The sequence below is a fragment of the Nocardioides sp. genome (genome assembly GCF_036405735.1).
Lineage (GTDB): Bacteria > Actinomycetota > Actinomycetes > Propionibacteriales > Nocardioidaceae > Nocardioides.
Genome location: NZ_DASWXC010000080.1, coordinates 1 through 16,094, shown reverse-complemented (window position 1 = coordinate 16,094; position 16,094 = coordinate 1). Strand labels below are relative to the sequence as shown.

The 16,094-nt window shown below is 72.3% G+C and carries 14 protein-coding genes, 1 pseudogene and 1 riboswitch; of the genes and pseudogenes, 4 read left to right on the top strand and 11 right to left on the bottom strand.

Annotated features, from left to right (window positions below; translation table 11 throughout):
* On the bottom strand, positions 1 to 1,515 hold a 1,515-nt coding region (locus tag VGE38_RS12910), incomplete at its 3' end, for a DEDD exonuclease domain-containing protein (protein ID WP_331142952.1).
* A gap of 133 nt (positions 1,516 to 1,648) precedes the next feature.
* Between VGE38_RS12910 and VGE38_RS12905 the strand changes: the two genes are divergently transcribed.
* The 4 genes from VGE38_RS12905 (at position 1,649) to VGE38_RS12890 (ending at position 5,733) form a co-directional block, all read left to right on the top strand.
* Positions 1,649 to 1,855, top strand: coding sequence for a hypothetical protein (locus VGE38_RS12905; protein ID WP_331142951.1), 207 nt, complete (start codon positions 1,649 to 1,651; stop codon positions 1,853 to 1,855).
* 121 nt (positions 1,856 to 1,976) lie between these two features.
* A riboswitch (cyclic di-AMP (ydaO/yuaA leader) is annotated at positions 1,977 to 2,151 on the top strand.
* Positions 2,152 to 2,210: 59 nt separating this feature from the next.
* Positions 2,211 to 3,170, top strand: coding sequence for a C40 family peptidase (locus VGE38_RS12900; RefSeq protein ID WP_331142950.1), 960 nt, complete (start codon positions 2,211 to 2,213; stop codon positions 3,168 to 3,170).
* A 68-nt stretch (positions 3,171 to 3,238) separates the two neighbouring features.
* The gene (locus tag VGE38_RS12895) at positions 3,239 to 4,492 is read left to right on the top strand and encodes a hypothetical protein (protein ID WP_331142949.1); all 1,254 of its coding nucleotides are present in this window, start codon (positions 3,239 to 3,241) and stop codon (positions 4,490 to 4,492) included.
* Positions 4,489 to 5,733 (top strand): M48 family metalloprotease, encoded by a 1,245-nt coding sequence (locus tag VGE38_RS12890; protein WP_331142948.1) that lies wholly within the window; start codon positions 4,489 to 4,491, stop codon positions 5,731 to 5,733. Before VGE38_RS12895 ends, VGE38_RS12890 begins: the two co-directional genes overlap by 4 nt.
* Here the strand turns inward: VGE38_RS12890 and VGE38_RS12885 are convergent.
* The 10 genes and pseudogenes from VGE38_RS12885 to VGE38_RS12840 form a co-directional block, all read right to left on the bottom strand.
* Positions 5,730 to 5,939 carry a Flp family type IVb pilin gene (locus VGE38_RS12885; protein WP_331142947.1) on the bottom strand — a complete coding sequence of 70 codons (210 nt, stop codon included), beginning with the start codon at positions 5,937 to 5,939 and terminating at the stop codon, positions 5,730 to 5,732. The two genes, VGE38_RS12890 and VGE38_RS12885, sit on opposite strands and share 4 nt — an antisense overlap.
* Before the next feature lie 75 nt (positions 5,940 to 6,014).
* The gene (locus tag VGE38_RS12880; protein ID WP_331142946.1) at positions 6,015 to 6,221 is read right to left on the bottom strand and encodes a Flp family type IVb pilin; all 207 of its coding nucleotides are present in this window, start codon (positions 6,219 to 6,221) and stop codon (positions 6,015 to 6,017) included.
* Positions 6,222 to 6,403: 182 nt separating this feature from the next.
* Positions 6,404 to 7,057 carry a response regulator gene (locus VGE38_RS12875; RefSeq protein ID WP_331142945.1) on the bottom strand — a complete coding sequence of 218 codons (654 nt, stop codon included), beginning with the start codon at positions 7,055 to 7,057 and terminating at the stop codon, positions 6,404 to 6,406.
* Between the two features lie 4 nt (positions 7,058 to 7,061).
* Positions 7,062 to 8,666, bottom strand: coding sequence for a sensor histidine kinase (locus VGE38_RS12870; protein ID WP_331142944.1), 1,605 nt, complete (start codon positions 8,664 to 8,666; stop codon positions 7,062 to 7,064).
* Complete coding sequence (locus VGE38_RS12865) at positions 8,666 to 9,589, bottom strand: type II secretion system F family protein (RefSeq protein WP_331142943.1); 924 nt, start codon at positions 9,587 to 9,589, stop codon at positions 8,666 to 8,668. Before VGE38_RS12865 ends, VGE38_RS12870 begins: the two co-directional genes overlap by 1 nt.
* Positions 9,590 to 9,593: 4 nt before the next feature.
* On the bottom strand, positions 9,594 to 11,501 hold the full coding sequence (locus VGE38_RS12860; RefSeq protein ID WP_331142942.1) for a type II secretion system F family protein: 1,908 nt from the start codon (positions 11,499 to 11,501) through the stop codon (positions 9,594 to 9,596).
* Positions 11,502 to 11,569: 68 nt separating this feature from the next.
* On the bottom strand, positions 11,570 to 13,156 hold the full coding sequence (locus tag VGE38_RS12855; RefSeq protein WP_331142941.1) for a TadA family conjugal transfer-associated ATPase: 1,587 nt from the start codon (positions 13,154 to 13,156) through the stop codon (positions 11,570 to 11,572).
* A 4-nt stretch (positions 13,157 to 13,160) separates the two neighbouring features.
* Positions 13,161 to 14,357 carry a CpaE/TadZ family protein gene (locus tag VGE38_RS12850; RefSeq protein ID WP_331142940.1) on the bottom strand — a complete coding sequence of 399 codons (1,197 nt, stop codon included), beginning with the start codon at positions 14,355 to 14,357 and terminating at the stop codon, positions 13,161 to 13,163.
* A gap of 12 nt (positions 14,358 to 14,369) precedes the next feature.
* Positions 14,370 to 15,104, bottom strand: a complete 735-nt coding sequence (cpaB, locus tag VGE38_RS12845; RefSeq protein WP_331142939.1) for a Flp pilus assembly protein CpaB — start codon at positions 15,102 to 15,104, stop codon at positions 14,370 to 14,372.
* Between the two features lie 344 nt (positions 15,105 to 15,448).
* A pseudogene (locus VGE38_RS12840) lies at positions 15,449 to 16,094 on the bottom strand (long-chain fatty acid--CoA ligase); the annotation flags it as partial.

Genomic DNA, 16,094 nt, shown 5'->3' with positions numbered 1-16,094 from the left:
GACGTAGCCGTGGGCGTCGGCGCCGGCGGGGATGACGCCGGCGGCGGCGAGCCGGCCGTGGCGCACCACGTGGACCTCCCACCGCGCGTCGTCGCGGCGCCGCGCAGCCACGACCTCCGGGCAACGGGTCAGCGCGGAGAGCCGCTGGGTGCGCGCGGCGGCGCGGACGAAGGCGGCGAGCCGGTCACGGTAGGCGCCGGCCTCCTCGAACCGCTCGTCGGCAGCGAGCTGGGCCATCCGCGCGTTGATCGTCTCGAGGACCTGGTCGGGCCGCTGCCGCAGCGCCTCGCGCAGCTGGAGCACGACATCGGCGTACGTCGCCTCGTCGACGCTGCCGTCGCATGGGGAGAGGCAGCGTCCCATCTCCGCCAGCACGCACGGCGACTTCGCCGGGCGGCGCGCCAACCGCTCCGTGCACTGGCGCACAGGGAACGTGTCGTGCAGGGCCGCGACGCAGCGCTCGGCGGCCTTCTTCGAGGAGAACGGGCCGAGGTAGTCGGCATCGTCGTCGAGCACCCTCTTCACCAGCGCCAGCCGGGGCCAGGGCTCGCGGGTGAGCTTGACGAAGTGCATCTTCTCCGGGAACCGCGAGCGCCGGTTGTAGCGGGGCTTGTGCTCGGCGATCAGGCGGAGCTCGCGCACCTGGGCCTCGAGCGTCGTCACGCACTCGATCCCGGTCACCGTGGCGGCCAGACCGACCATCTCGCCCATCCGGGAGCGGGTCTCCGAGGCCGTGAAGTAGCTGCGGACCCGGGTGCGGAGGTCGCGCGAGGTGCCGACGTACAGGACCCGGCGGCGATCGTCCTCGAACAGGTAGACGCCCGGAGCGTGGGGGAGCGCCTCGGCGAGATGACGCTTGCGGCGCTGGGCGGGGGTGACCCGGCCGGTGAAGGCCTGCAGCTCCTCCAGGGTGTGCACGCCGAGGTTGCCGAGCCGCCCCATCAGCCCGTGGAGCACGTCGACGGTGGCGCGCGCGTCGGACAGCGCGCGGTGGTTGGGCGTGGTGCTCGCCCCGAAGGCGACGGCCAGCGAGGACAGCTTGCAGTTCGGGGCGTCGTCGCGGGTGATCACCCGACGGGCGAGCTTGGCGGTGTCGAGGACCTCGAACGCCGGCCACGGGCGCCCTTGTCGCTCGGCGAAGTGCCGGAGGAAGCCGACGTCGAACGGCGCGTTGTGGGCGACCAGCACACAGCCGGCCGCGAACTCCAAGAAGGCGGGGAGCGCCGCCTCGATCGGCGGCGCGTCGACGACCATGCTGTTGCTGATGCCCGTGAGCACGGCGATGAACGGCGGGATCTCGGCGTGCGGGTTGACCAGGGTCTGGAACTCGGCGAGGACCTCGCCACCACGGATCTTGACCGCACCGATCTCGGTGATCATCGAACCCGCCTCGGCAGACCCGCCGGTGGTCTCGAGGTCGACGACGCAGAACGTGACGTCGCGCAACGGCCGGCCGAGCTCGTCGAAGCCGCGCTGCTGCTCCCATCGGGTCCTCACGGGGGTGGTGCTGCTCATGCGGTCGACGCTAGGACGAGCCGCCGACAGTCCCCGGCGACACGCGGCAACACCCTGCGACACGCCGCAACACGCGAAGGGCGCGCCGCCGCTCCCGTCGCCACTGTCGGTGGCGCCTGTCAGCGTCAGCGGCATGACAACGAGGATCGACTGCGACACCTGCCTGGTGCGGGGGCTGGCGTGCCACGACTGCGTGGTCACGGTGCTGCTCGGACCACCGCCCGAGCTGGCCATCGGCGACGACGAGCGCGCGGCGCTCGACGTGCTGGCGGCGGGCGGCTTGGTGCCACCCCTCCGGATGGTCTCGGCCGAGCCGGGAGCCCAGGTGGAGTCGGCGTGACGAATGCCTCCGAGCGCGGCCGGTGAACAGGCGCGTTTGATTGGCCTGGGTCCCGACGGGCGACTAGAGTTCGAGGCTCAGACGCCCGTGGGAGTGGGTCGACCGACCCGCGCGGGCGTCGCGCTGAGTCTGAGCCGGCAACCCTCGGGTGGCCGGTGAGGAGCCGGGGAACCACCGGTGCCGTCACCGACGGCGCCATCTGGGGTGAATCCTTCGCGCGTACGTCGGCCACGGCCGGCAGCGAGCGGAGGTAGGGCGAGTCGTGCCCGAACCCGTCAGCTCACCTGGTAGGCGTACGACACGCAAGGGAGACCGCCCGCTCGTGCTGAACGGTCGGAAGCGCGCCATCGCAGCGATGGCAGGACTGGCACTCGCCGCGCCGCTGGGGACCCTGGGACTGAGCGGACTGACGCCCGCCCAGGCCGAGCCCGACATCAAGAGCGTGCAGGCCCGCGTCGACAAGCTCTACCAGGAGGCGGAGCAGGCGACCGAGGACTACCACGAGGCCCGGCTGCGCCTGACCGCCCTCGAGGAGGAGCTTGCCGGCCTCGAGGCCGACGAGAAGCGCCAGCGCGAGGAGCTCGCGGTCGTGCGCGACCAGCTCCGGGACTCGATGCTGCAGCAGTTCGAGGGCTCCCAGCTCTCGGCCGTCGGGCAGGTCGTGGTCTCCGACGATCCCCAGGCCGTGCTGGGCCGGCTGAGCACGATGTCGGCCTTCGACAACGTGCAGTCCGCCCTTCACCAGGACTACGCCACCCAGGTCCGCGCCGTCTCGCTGCGCCGCGAGGCCGCGGAGAAGCGCGCCGCGCAGCTCGCCGAGACCGAGGCCTCGATCGCCGCGGACAAGAAGAAGGTCGAGGCCAAGCTGGCCGAGGCCGAGGAGCTGCTGGAGGAGCTCAAGGCGGAGGAGCGTCGGGCGATCCTGTCGCGCGGCGAGGTCCGCGTGCCGACCGACGTGCCCGCCAGCGGCCGCGCCGGCGCCGCGATCGCCTACGCGATGGACCAGATCGGCGACGCCTACGTGTGGGGCGCCGCCGGCCCGAGCTCGTTCGACTGCTCCGGCCTCACGATGCGCGCGTGGGGCGCCGCCGGCGTCTCCCTGCCGCACTCCTCCCGCGCCCAGTACGGCTCCGGTCCGCACGTCGCCGCCAGCGACCTGCGCCCCGGTGACCTGGTCTTCTACTACAGCCCGATCAGCCACGTCGGCATCTACCTCGGCAACGGCATGATCGTGCACGCCGCCCGCCCGGGCGAGGGCGTGAAGATCTCCCCGCTCTACTCGATGCCGTACACCGGCGCGGTCCGGCCCGGCTGATCCCAGCAGGGTTCCGGCTCTATCACGGTGCTGTCCCAGCCCGCCGCTGGTCTACTGTTGATCTCCTGATGCGTACGAAGGCCGGTCGTCCACCGTGGTGGGCGGCCGGCCTTGTGCTGTGCCTGGTCCTCGTCGCGGCCGTCGGCAGCGTCATCGGCGTCCGGTCGCTGGTCCGCGACGACTACGTCGCGTCACCCCAGCAGCGCGCGGGGACCGTTGCCGACCCGACCGGCGCGGCCCGCACGCTGGCCGACTGGGTCACCGCGCTGGCGACGGGCGATCCGGCGGCCGCCGTACGGCTCGCCCGGGAGGGCGACGCCGCGGCCGCGGACCTGCTGGCCGCCACGGCCCGCAACGCCGCCGGTATCGGGGTGGCGGGACTGAGCGCGCGCTACGTCGACGAGCTCGGCGCCGTCTCGGAGTCGGGTCGCTGGCAGGCGGCCGTCGAGCTGACCTGGCGACTCACAGGCCACGACGACCAGATGGCCAGCACCGAGATCGCCGTCGGCTTCGCCGCGACCGAGAACGGCGTCGCGATCAGCGGCATCGACCGATCCCAGCGCCGGGTGCCACTGTGGCTCGCGGGTCCGCTCGAGGTCCGGCGCGCCGGCGCCACCCTGGTGCTCACCACCGGCGGGCCCACGGTCGCGGACCGCTATGCCCGCCTGATGCCGGCCGCGGTGCGCACCGTCCGACGGGTGCTGCCCGACTGGGACGGCCGGCTGGTGCTCGAGGTGCCCGCGGACGGTGACCAGCTCGCCGCAGCGCTCGACGCCCGCTCCGGGCAGTACGCCGCCGTCGCGGCCGTGACGGCCAGCGTCGACGGCTCGTCGGCTCGGACCGCACCGGTCCACGTCTTCGTCAACCCGGTCGTGATGGGCCGGCTGGAGCCGGCCGGGATGCGGATCGTCTTGGCCCACGAGGCCACGCACCTGGCGACCGGCGCGGCGACCAACCCCCGCCTGCCGCTGTGGCTGGCCGAGGGGTTCGCCGACTACGTCGCGCTGCGCGACGTGCGACTGCCGCTGACGACGACCGCCGGTCAGCTGATCGAGCGGGTGCGCAAGCAGGGGCTTCCCGAGCGGCTGCCCGGACCCGAGGAGTTCGACGCCAGGTCGGGTGGCTTCGGGGCGGAGTACGAAGCGGCCTGGCTCGCCTGCCGGCTGCTGGCCGCCCGGTCCGGTGAGGCGGCGCTGGTCCGGATCTACGACCGGGTGGGCGACGGAGCCGACCTCGACGCCACGCTCCGCGAGGAGACCGGGCTCGGACTGGCCGGGCTTACCCGAGCCTGGCGGCAGCACCTGGCAGACGTGGCCTCATGAGGAGCCCGCGCACGCCCGCCTGGAGCGTAGCCGCCGCCGTGCTGGCGGCCGGCCTGGTGGCGTTCGTCGTTCTCGCCGCGACGAGGGTTCCGTGGCAGCCGGTCCCGGGCGGAATGCCGCCGGTGCCCCCGGCCGACACGGTCTTCACGCCGCACCAGCTGGACGCCGCCGAGGAGTTCTCCGGCTGGGCGCGCCTGTGGAGCCGTACCGGGCTGGTGCTGTCACTCGTCGCCGCCTGCGTCCTCGGGTTCACTCCGGTGGGGCGGCGGCTGATAGCGCGGCTGCGCGGCCCCTGGTGGCTGCGGGCGACGCTCGGCGTCGTCACGCTCACCGTGGTCGGGTCGCTGGTGACGCTGCCGACGAGCGTGCTCGTGCGGCACCGCCAGCGGCAGGTCGGCCTGTCCCACCAGGACTGGGCCGGCTACGCGGTCGACCGTGCGCTCGGGGTGGCAGTCGCGGCGGTGGGGACGTCGCTCGCGATCGTCGTTCTGCTCGCGTGCGCCCGGCGGTGGAGGCGGGCCTGGCCGGCGGTCGCCGGTGGCCTGCTCGCGGTCCTGGTGCTGCTCGGCTCCTTCGTCTACCCGCTGCTGGTCGAGCCGCTCTTCAACGACTTCCGCTCCCTGCCGGCGGGGCCGCTGCGCACCGAGGTGCTGCGGCTCGCCGCCCAGGAGGAGGTCCGTGTCGACGACGTCCTGGTGGCGGACGCGTCGCGGCGCACCACCACGCTGAACGCCTACGTCTCCGGTTTCGGCGACACCCGGCGTGTGGTCCTCTACGACAACCTGGTCGAGGAGGTCCCCACCTCCGAGACGGTCGCGGTGGTGGCCCACGAGCTCGCTCACGCGAGGTACGACGACGTGCTGACCGGATCGCTGCTGGGTGGCTCCGGCGCACTGGTCGGGATCGGGCTGCTGGGAGTGCTCCTGGAGCGGCGCCGCGGTGAGGGCGCCCCGGGACCCGCGGACCCGAGCGGCGTACCCCGTCTGCTGGCGCTGTTCGCGCTCGCCTCGGTGGTGGCGCTGCCGGTGCAGAACACCGTGAGCCGGCAGCTCGAGATCCGAGCCGACGTCACCGCCCTGGAGACGACGAAGGACACCGGGGCGTTCGTCGCCCTGCAGCGCGAGCTCGCGCTCAGCTCGCTGCAGGACCCGACCCCGGCGTCCTGGTCGCAGTTCTGGTTCGGCACTCACCCCACGGTGCTGCAGCGGATCGCGATCGCGGAAGAGTTCGGTGCCCGCTAGTTCGTGTCCGTGCAGTCGCTATCGGGAATAGCGCTGTGCGTCTTCATGACCTCGCAGGTGTCCTCGAACAGCACGTCTCGAATACTGTCGCCGAAGGCGAAGAGGATCACGACGAGTAGCGCCGCTATCCCGGCGATCAGGAGGCCGTACTCCACCGCTGACGCGCCGCGCTGTTCACGCCTTCGTCCTGCCCGGCTGGCTGACACTCTCACGAGCGGTCCTTCCGCAGGGAACGGCTCGGGGGTGCCCCGTCCTCGGACAGGGCACCCCCGATGCGTCGATCAGTCGCTGGCGCAGCCCGAGCCGCTGGCGATGGTGTCGCAGGTGTCGTTGAAGATGTCCTGGATGTTGTCGCCGAAGGCGAAGACGATCACGACGATCAGCGCGGCGATGCCGGCGATGAGCAGGCCGTACTCGACCGCAGAGGCACCGCGCTCGTCAGTCTTGGCGAAGCGAGCGGCGAGCAGGATGCGGAGGTAGTCCACCATTTTGATTCTCCCCTTGAGAGTTGGTTGCGGCCGAGACTGCAGAGGTTCCCGCGCCTGAGGCCTTCGCCTCACGGGTCCTATCCTGCTCCGCGGGCGGCGCCCGCGAATCGGGAGAGCAGGTCGACTCGCATAGTCCGTTCGGACTATGCCCGGTGCCCGGTGGGGCGCGGAGGACACGCGGGTCAGGGGCGCCGATCGGGCTGGATCGCCGAGAGCAGGCCGATCCGCATGGCGGTCACGAGCGCCTGGGCGCGGTTCGCGGCGCCGAGCTTCTGGTAGATCCGCGCGATGTGCGACTTGGCGGTCGACTCCGAGAGGTAGAGCCGTTCGCCGATCTGTGCGGCCCCGAGGCCGTCGGCGAGCAGCAGGAGCACCTCGTGCTCCCGGTCGGAGAGCCGGGTCGACTCCGACGTGGCGCGCCGCAGCATCGCCTGGGCGAGCCCGGCGCACACGAACGAGCGCGGCGAGACGGCGGCGTGGCGCGCCGCGCGCACGACCTCGCCGGACGGCGCGTCCTTGCCGACGAACCCCGAGGCGCCGGCCTCCATCGCCGCGAAGATCTGGTCGTCGCCCGAGTGCATGGTCAGCACCACCAGGCCGACGGCGTCGGTCTCCTTGCGGATGGTGCGGACGATGTCGAGGCCGGTGCCGTCCTGCAGCTGCAGGTCGGCGATGACGACGTCGGGCCGCACCGCGGCGTACGTCGTGAGCGCCTCGGCCACGCTCCCGGCCTGGGCGACCACGTCCATGTCCTCCTCGAGCTGGAGGACGCCGGCGAGGCCCTCCCTGATCAGCTCGTGGTCGTCGACCAGCAGGACCCGGATGGCTGCGCTCATGGCTTCACGCTCCTGTTCTCGTGTCGGTCCCGGAGCCGATGGTGACCTCCTCGGTCTCCGGTTCGTGCTCCCCGCCACCAGCGATGGTGACGGCGACCGTGAGGCCGCCTCCGGGGGTCTCGCTGATCTCGAGCGTGCCGTTGATCAGGCGCGCCCGCTCGCGCATGATCTCCAGCCCGTGGGAGCCGCGCCGTTGCGGCTGGAGGCCCCGCCCGTCGTCGACGATGGTGATCTGGGCGGCTGGGGCGCGGACCTGGCAGTGCACCTCGATCGCGGACGCGCGGGCGTGCTTGACCGCGTTGTTCATCGCCTCCTGGGCGATCCGGAACAGCTCGGCCTCGACCTCGGGCCGGAGCCGGTCGGTGCGCTCGTCGGCGGTCACGTGGATGGCCACGCCCGAGACCTCGGAGAGGTTCCGGGCGATCGAGGCGATGGCGGCGCCGAGGCTCTCGCTTGCCCCGACGCTCGTGCGCAGGTTGACCAGCGAGCGCCGGATCTCCCCGACGATGGCGCTGATCCGCTCGCGCAGCTGGGCGATCCGCTCGCGCTGCTGGTCGGTGGTCGCGGTCGCGGCCAGGGCGTCGGCGAGGTAGCCGAGCGAGGCGATGTCCTGGGCGACGCCGTCGTGCATCTCGCGAGCGAGCCGGCGCCGCTCCTCGGCCGTCGCGGCGTCCCGGAAGGCAGCGAACAGCAGCGCGGTGTCGAGGTGGACCGCGCTGGGCCTCAGCTTGTTCATCAGCTGCCGCAGCCGCTCCTCGGCCCCGAGCTGGGCGGGCTCCGCGCCGGGCGGCAACACCGCCGAGACCACCGCCGTGACTCCGTCGCCGTCGGTCAGCGGGAACGCGAAGGCGCGGCCGTCGTGGATCGGCGAGCACTCGACCCACGAGCGCACCGCGAGGTCCTCGCAGCGGCTGAGCTCGCCGGGGTTGCCGATGGAGCGGGTGACCAGGGGGGTGAGGGTGTCGCCGCGCGGGACGTAGAGCACCATCACCGAGGTCGGCAGCTCGTCGCGGACCGTCGACAGGATGCCGCCGCCCATGGTCACCGGGTCCAGACCCCCGTCGAGGCCGTCGGAGATGTCGATGAGCCGGCGCAGCAGGCTCTGGGCGTAGTGGTAGGAGGCCAGCGGGTCGGTGCGGTCCAGCAGCGCGGTATGGAGGAAGGTGCCGATCAACCCCAGGCCGAGCCCGATGACCGACCAGCTGAAGGCGGCGTACCCCTGGTCCGGGGTGAGGCCGGCGGCCAGCAGCAGCACCGCCGCCACCAGGGTGGTCAGCTCGGCGCACAGGGCGACGGCCACCCCCCACAGGCCGCGGTAGATCCCGGCCACGAACGGCGGGACGGTGAGGGCGCCCAGCACCGCCAGGGAGGAGTCCATCGCGGAGCCGCACACCGCGCCGACCAACAGCCCCTCGCCGGCCGTGAGCACGCCGACCGGCACCCATGGACGCAGGTCGAGGATCGTCGCGACCGTCCAGACCGAGCCGATGGTGACGATCGCGACGAGCGCCGGGGTGTCGCGCGACCACAGGATCGGGACGGCGAGCGCGACCAGCACGAACGCGCGAGCGACCCCGGCGACGCGGAAGTACAGCCGGTCGTGCAGCATCACGAGAAGTTGTTCATGATGTTGATGACCGCCGGCCCCATCACGGCGATGAACAGGCAGGGCAGGATGCAGAAGATCAGGGGGACGGTGATCTTCACCGGCACCTGCTGGGCCTTCTCCTCGGCGCGCTGGCGCCGCTTGACCCGGATCTCGGAGGACTGGATGCGCAGCACCTGCGCGACCGGGATGCCGAACGTGTCGGCCTGCACCATGGCGCTGACGAAGGAGCGTACGTCGGCCACGTTGGTGCGCTCTCCGAGCGAGCGCAGCGCCTCGCTGCGGTCCATGCCGAGCTGCATCTCCCGCAGCATCCGGCCGAACTCCTCCGACAGCGGACCCTGGGTGTTGCGGGCGACCTGCTGGACCGCGGCGTCGAAGCCGAGGCCGGACTCCACGCAGATCGTCATGAGGTCGATGGCGTCGGGCAGCTCCCGCTGCAGCTTCTGCCCACGGCTGTAGCCGAGCTGGTAGAGGTACAGGTTCGGTCCGAAGAAGCCGGCGACCAGGCCGCCGAGGGCGACCAGCAGCCGGGTGGTCGTGGTCTCGCTGACCATCAGGCTGAACAGGAACCCGGCCACCAGGCCGACGCCGGCGAACAGCACCTTGCCGGAGGTGACCCGGTCCACGCTCCAGCCCGGCGGGTTGCCGGCGAGGTTCAGCTTGGCCCGGATCCGCTCGGCGGAGTCCGCGCCGGTGAGCCGTCGCCCCAGCCGGAGGGCGCGGGCCCGCAGTGGCTCGAGCACCCGCTCGGCGAAGGGCCGCTCCAGCTCGCCGCGCAGCTCCTGGGGGGCCTCGGTCATCGCCTTGAGCACCGCGATCGAGCGGTTGATGCCACCGGCCTCCTCGGCAGGGCGCAACGCCATCCCGAGGAGCGCGATGGCGGCGCCGATCAGGATCACCCCGAGCACGAAGAGCAGGACCATCGCGCTACACCTCGACCTTCACCAGGCGGCTCATCCAGAAGACGCCGACGGCCAGGATCGTGCCCGCGCCCGCCAGCATCGCCCAGCCGACCGGACTCTGGAACATCACGATGACGTAGTCGCGGTTCGTCATCAGCAGGTAGAGCATGAACAGGGGCGGCAGACCACCGAGGACCCACGCCGAGAGCTTCCCCTCGGCGGCCAGGGCCGCGACCTGGCGGCGGACGTACTCCCGCTCGCGCATCGTCGCCGCCACCGTATCGAGCAGCTCGCCGAGGTTGCCGCCGACCTGGCGCTGGATCTTGATGGCCATGACGACCCAGCCGAAGTCCTCGCTCTCGAACCGGTCGGCGATGCCCTCCAGGGCGTCCTCGAGCGGGACGCCGAGTCGGGTCTCGACCAGCACCCGGCGGAACTCGTCGGAGATCGGCCGCGTCCCCTCCCGGACGATCGTGTCGACCGACTGCGCCAGCGAGAGGCCGGCCGCCAGCGAGCCGGACATCAGCTGCAGGGTGTCGGGCAGCGCCTGGTGGAACGCCTTGCGGCGCCGCGTCCGCCGGATCCCGAGATAGACCCACGGGCCGACGACGCCGACAGCCAGGAACAGCAGCCCGAGCAGCACGTTGCCCCCGCCGACGAGCAGGCCGAGCAGTCCCGCGCCGAGGACGACCGCGACGTGGACGAGCAGCCACTCCGCGGGCTTCAGCTCGCTCCCGGCACCCTCCAGCCGGCTGGCGATGCGGGCCTCCAGTCCGGCGTTGCGCTTGAGGAGGTCGGCAGCGGCCGAGCGGGCGGTGGCCAGCGCCGCGTCCTGGGGGTCGACCTTGGCCGCGTGCTTGGAGCGGCGACTGGTGGCGGTGGTGTAGGTCGTCACACGGTCCTCGGCGGTCATCGCGCGCGCCGGGCGCGGCACGAGGAGGACCAGGAAGGTCATCAGCCCCAGGCCGAGGGCCCCCACGCCGGCGTACAGCCCCCACTCGGGGAGGACGAGCCCGTCCTCCCCGCCCAGTGGCGCGGCGGGCGTCGCCGCGGCCGGGTCCTGCACGGGACCGAAGGCACTCGCGGTCAAGATGCCGGCGGCGGTGGGCAGGCGCACGTCGATGGCCGCCTCGGCGGCGGTCACGCCGTCGGGGACCCGGGCGGTGACCTGGACCTGCCGGGCGAGCGCCGCTGCCTCGCCCGCGAAGGTCGCGGCCAGCGCGGCGACGTCGGCCGGCAGGACCTCGCCCTTCCCGGCCGTCGCCAGCGCCTGCAGCGGTCCGAGCGCGTCGGGGGACTGGTCGACCGCCACGACGTCGACCAGCACCTCCCGCGCCGTGATCGCGGTGGTCGCGTCCTCCAGCGGCGTGCGCCCTGCGTCGGCGCCGTCGGAGAGCACCAGTAGGGAGCGCTGGCCCTCCGTGCCGGCGACCTCCAGGGCCTCCAGCACGCCGTCGTAGAGCAAGGTGCCGGCGTCCAGGGCCAGCCCGTCGACCACCGCCCGGGCGGCCGCGCGGTCCCGGGTCGGGGCGAGCTCGGTCGTCACGTCGGAGTCGAACGACACGATGCCGACGTGCACGTCGCGCGGCACGCTGTCGAGGAACTGCTGGGCGGCCGCCTTGGCCGCGGTGAACTTCCGGCCCTGCATCGAGTTGCTGGTGTCGATGGCCAGCACGGCCGTACGCCGCACGCCGGTGGCCCGGCCCGCCGCCTCGCTCGTCGCCTCGGCCGGCTCGCCGTCGATGGTGACGGCGACCTGGTCGAGGTCGACGACCACGTCGGCCGGCACCGAGACGAGCAGCCGCACCGTGCCGTCGGCGTTCTTCTGAACGTGCGTGACGGCGGCTCGCCGCTCGGCGGCGGCTGGGGAAGCCGTCGCGACGGGGACGGCCAGCGCGAGCGCGAGCCCGAGCGGCGCTGCCAGCCCTGCCAACCTTCCCAGGCCAGCCAGGCCAGCCAGGCCAGCCAGCCCAGCGCGGACCACGGGCGAGCGCCGGCGCGTCACAGCCGGTCCGCCGCGAAGATCATCGGGTCGACGGTGACATTGTGGTCGGCCATCTTCTGCAGGAACTTCGGCCGCAGGCCGGTGGGCCGGATCCGTCCGAGGGTGCGCCCCTCGGCGTCGAAGCCGGCGCTGTTGTCGAACGCGAAGATGTCCTGCAGCGTGATGACGTCGCCCTCCATCCGCTCCACCTCGGTGATGTGGGTGATGCGGCGGGAGCCGTCCTTGAGGCGGGCCTGGTGCACGATCAGGTCGACGGCCGAGGCGACCTGCTCGCGGATGGCGCGCACCGGCAGGTCCATGCCGGCCATCAGCACCATGGTCTCCATGCGGGCCAGGGTGTCGCGCGGGCCGTTGGAGTGCAGCGTGCAGATCGAGCCGTCGTGGCCGGTGTTCATGGCCTGCAGCATGTCCAGCGCGGAGGCGTCGCGGACCTCGCCGACGATGATGCGGTCCGGGCGCATCCGCAGGCTGTTCTTGACCAGGTCGCGGATGGTGATCGCGCCCTTGCCCTCGATGTTGGCCGGCCGGGACTCCAGGCGGACGACGTGGTCCTGCTTGAGCTGCAGCTCGGCGGCGTCCTCGATGGTCACGATCCGCTCGTCGCTCGGGATGAAGGACGACAGCACGTTGAGGGTCGTGGTCTTCCCGGCGCCGGTGCCACCGGAGACGATGACGTTGAGCCGGCCGCGGACGCAGGCCTCGAGGAACTGGCGCGATCCCGGCGTCAGCGACCCGAACCGCATCAGGTCGTCGGCCGTGAGCGGGTCGGCGGAGAACTTGCGGATGGTCAGCGCCGACCCGTCGATCGCGAGCGGCGGGACGATCGCGTTGACACGGCTGCCGTCCGGCAGGCGGGCGTCGACCATCGGGCTGGACTCGTCGACACGGCGGCCGATGCGGGACACGATCTTGTCGATGGTGCGGCGCAGGTGGTTCTCGTCGGCGAAGCGAGCGTCACCGGGCACGAGCCGCCCGTTGCGCTCCAACCACACCTGGTTGGCGCCGTTGACCATCACCTCCGAGACGCTCGGGTCACGCAGGAAGGGCTCGATGGGCCCGTAGCCCAAGATGTCGTCGGAGATCTCCTGGGTGACCCGCTGCCGGTCGCTGTTGCTGAGCGGCCGCTCCTGCGTCGCCAGCACCTCGCCCAGGACGCTGCGCACGCGCTGCTCCAGCTCGGTGGCGTCCATGTCGGTCTCGTAGAGCTGCGGGCCGATCTGCTTGAGCAGCTCGGCGTGGACGCTGCTCTTGATCTGGTCCAGGCGGTCCAGCCGTTCGGTGGTGGAGGCGCCGAGCGTACGCCGGGGCGCCTCGGCCGGTGGCGGCGTCGCCGGACGCGCTGGTCCCGACGTCTGCGCGGGAGCCGGCGCGAGGGATGTCTCGGGGGCCGGCTCCGCCCGGCGCTTCCCCGCCACGGGCGCGACGGGCGCGCCCCCGGGAGCAGCGTCCTGGCCAGGTGTCTGGCCGGGTGTCTGGCCAGGTGTCTGCCCCGGTGCCTGCTCGGGGGCGTCCTCCGCCTGCGCGGCGGCCATCGCGTCGGCGAGCTCGCGACGCGCGGCGGCGATCCGGTCGGCCAGACTCATGGCGCTACCTCCGCTTCCTGAGCAACCGTCCCCGGCCCGCCGGTCCTGCGTGGGCGCCGTCGAGCGCGACGTGCGACGGCTGGCTGCCGCTGGGCGGCTGGATGTCGTGACCCGACAGCCGCGATGCGAGCCCGATGATGGCCGCGCTCGTCGCGTGCTGGGGGTTCTTGGAGACGATCGGCTGCCCGCTGTTGGTGGACGCGGCGACGTCGATCGACGTGGTGACCTGCGTGACCGGGCGCATGCCCAAGATGCCCTCCACCCGCTCGGGGCTGATCCCCACCTCGTCGTCGGCGCGGTTGAGCAGCAGGTGCCGGCGGTCGGGGGCGATGTTGAGCATGTCGAGGGTCTCCAGCGCGACCTTGACGTTCTTCAGCGTCGGCACGTCCAGCGTCGCGACGATGACCAGCTCGTCGGTCTCGTCCAGCGCGGTCAGCGTCTGCTCGTCGAAGGTGGGAGCGGTGTCGACCACGACGTAGTCGAAGGTCTCCTTCAGGGTGCGCAGCACCTGTGAGACCAGGGTCGGGCTGACCCGGTCGCGGACGTCCGGGTGCGACGGCGCGGCCAGGATCATCAGCGAGTCCTGGTGGCGGGTGAGGAGACCGTCGAGGAGGTTGGCGTCCACGGAGTTCTCCGAGCCGATCGCATGCTCGATCGAGTGCGTCGGGAAGAGCTGCATCGTGATCGCCACGTCGCCGAACGCGAGGTCGAGGTCGACCAGGCAGACCTTGCGCGCGCCGCCCTCGGCCAGCGCGAGGCCGAGGTTCACCGACATGGTGGTCTTGCCCACGCCGCCCTTCGGCGACCACACCGTGATGACCTTGCCGACGTGGCTGGCGCCGCCGGGGCCGCGCAGGGCGACGTGGAGCTCGTAGGCGCGCGTCACGGCCGCCGCCAGAGCGTCGGGGGAGCCGCTGAGGATGACGTCGCGGGCACCCGCCTGCATCGCGGCGGTGAGCACCTCGGTCGTGAGCTGCTCACGGACCAGGGCCACGCTGACCGTCGGGTGGTTGGTGCGCAGGGTGTCGCACAGCGCCAGCGCGTCCGGCGTACCGACGCCGGGGCCGACCACGACGACGTACTCGTCAGGGTGCTGCGTCAGCCAGGCGCGGGCCCGGTCCAGGGTGGTGACGCTCTGCGAGCCGGGCGGCAGAGAGCGGAGCAGGACAGCGACGACGTCCTGGTCAGGTTCGACGATCACCGGCATCCGTCATCACCCGAACAGGTTGGCGTAGGTGGTGGGGGCGCCCGGGGTGACGACGCTGCCGGCGTTGAGCAGCCCCAGGACCAGCTCGCCGTTGCCCTGGCTGAACAGGATCTTCTGCGCCTCGTCCTGGGTGACCGCCAGCGTCAGCAGCGTGCGGGGCAGCTGCTCGGTCGTCTGGGCGCCGGTCGTGTCGGTCGTGGTGGTCGAGACCGGGGTCGTCGAGCCGACGCCGATCACGGTGATCTTGCTGAGCAGCAGCCGCGTGAACGCCTGGCCGTCCTTCGGGTCCGAGCCGTTGAGGAAGATCGACACCTCCGACCCGGGGTTGACGAAGCCGGCCACCCGGGCCGGGTCCGTCAGGTTGACCGAGATGGCGATCTTGTCCTCGGGGATCTGCAGGGCGCTGGTGGGGGCGGCGGTGGCGCCGAACTTGGTGGCGATGATCTGCTCGCCGGGGTAGATCGGCTGCAGCGCCACCTGGCCCGCGAGGGCGCTGGTGTCGACCTGGTGGTCGGGCAGCAGCACATTGTTCGTCACCGGCTGCAGCGCGAACTTCCCGGCCGCGGAGGCTGCCTCGATGGTCTCGCCGGCGTTGATCTGCGCGGTGGCGACCAGCACCTCGGTGGTCTCGAACTGGCTCTGGGCCCGGCTGTCCGCGCCCCGCACGTAGAGGAACACGAGCACCGTGCCCAGCGCTGCCACGAGCGCGGCGGCGATGATGAGGATCCTGCGTCGCTCCATCGACGACCTTTCATTCCCAGGACGGCCCGAGTCCCACCCTCCTTGCGTACGGCGGCACGCAAGGCATCCCCCGACGTGGAACTGTAGGGATCCGGAGGGTGATCCGTGGCTGGATGGTAGGGATTTTGTCGCCCGTGTCGCAGGTCCCACCAGCCACAACAACCACTCCCGGCGCACCTACCGAGGCACCAGTACCCAACTGTCGCACCTGAACCGGGCGGGCGACGAGGCGGGGGTCCCGGGCGCGAACGGCCCGTCTCGCGCGAACGGACTAGTCCGGACGGGTCAGGAGAAGTGACCGATCGCCGCCCACATCGTGGACACTCGAGGCGCCGCCGCCCGCCTCAGGAGTCGTAGAGCGCGTCGATCGCGTCGCGGCACTCGCGCATCACGACGGTGCGCTTGAGCTTGAGGCTGGGCGTGAGCTGACCGCCCTCCTCGGTCCAGCTCTGGGCGAGGATCCGGAACTTGCGGATGGACTCGGCCTTCGAGACCGCCTTGTTCGCGTCGTCGACCGCCGCCTGGATCTCCGCCACCAGCTCGGGGTCCTCGACCAGGGCCGCCAGGTCCGCGGGCTTGCCGTTGGCCTCGGCCCACACCGGCAGCGACTCGGGGTCGAGCGTGACCAGGGCCGCGATGAACGGCTGACCGTCGCCCACGACGACGCACTGGTCGACCAGGACGTGCGCGCGCAGGCGGTCCTCGAGCACCGCCGGCGCGACGTTCTTGCCGCCCGCGGTCACGATGATCTCCTTCTTGCGGCCCGTGATGCGCACGAAGCCGTCCTCGGAGATCTCGCCCAGGTCGCCGGTGGAGAACCAGCCGTCCTCGGTCAGCACGTCGCGCGTCGCCGTCTCGGCGTTCCAGTAGCCCTTGAAGACCTGCGGACCGCGGAACTGCAGCTCGCCGTCCTCGCCGAGGCGGACCTCGACCTCGGGGAACGGCTGGCCGACCGTGCCGATGCGCTGGCCGGCCGGATGGTTGGCCGTC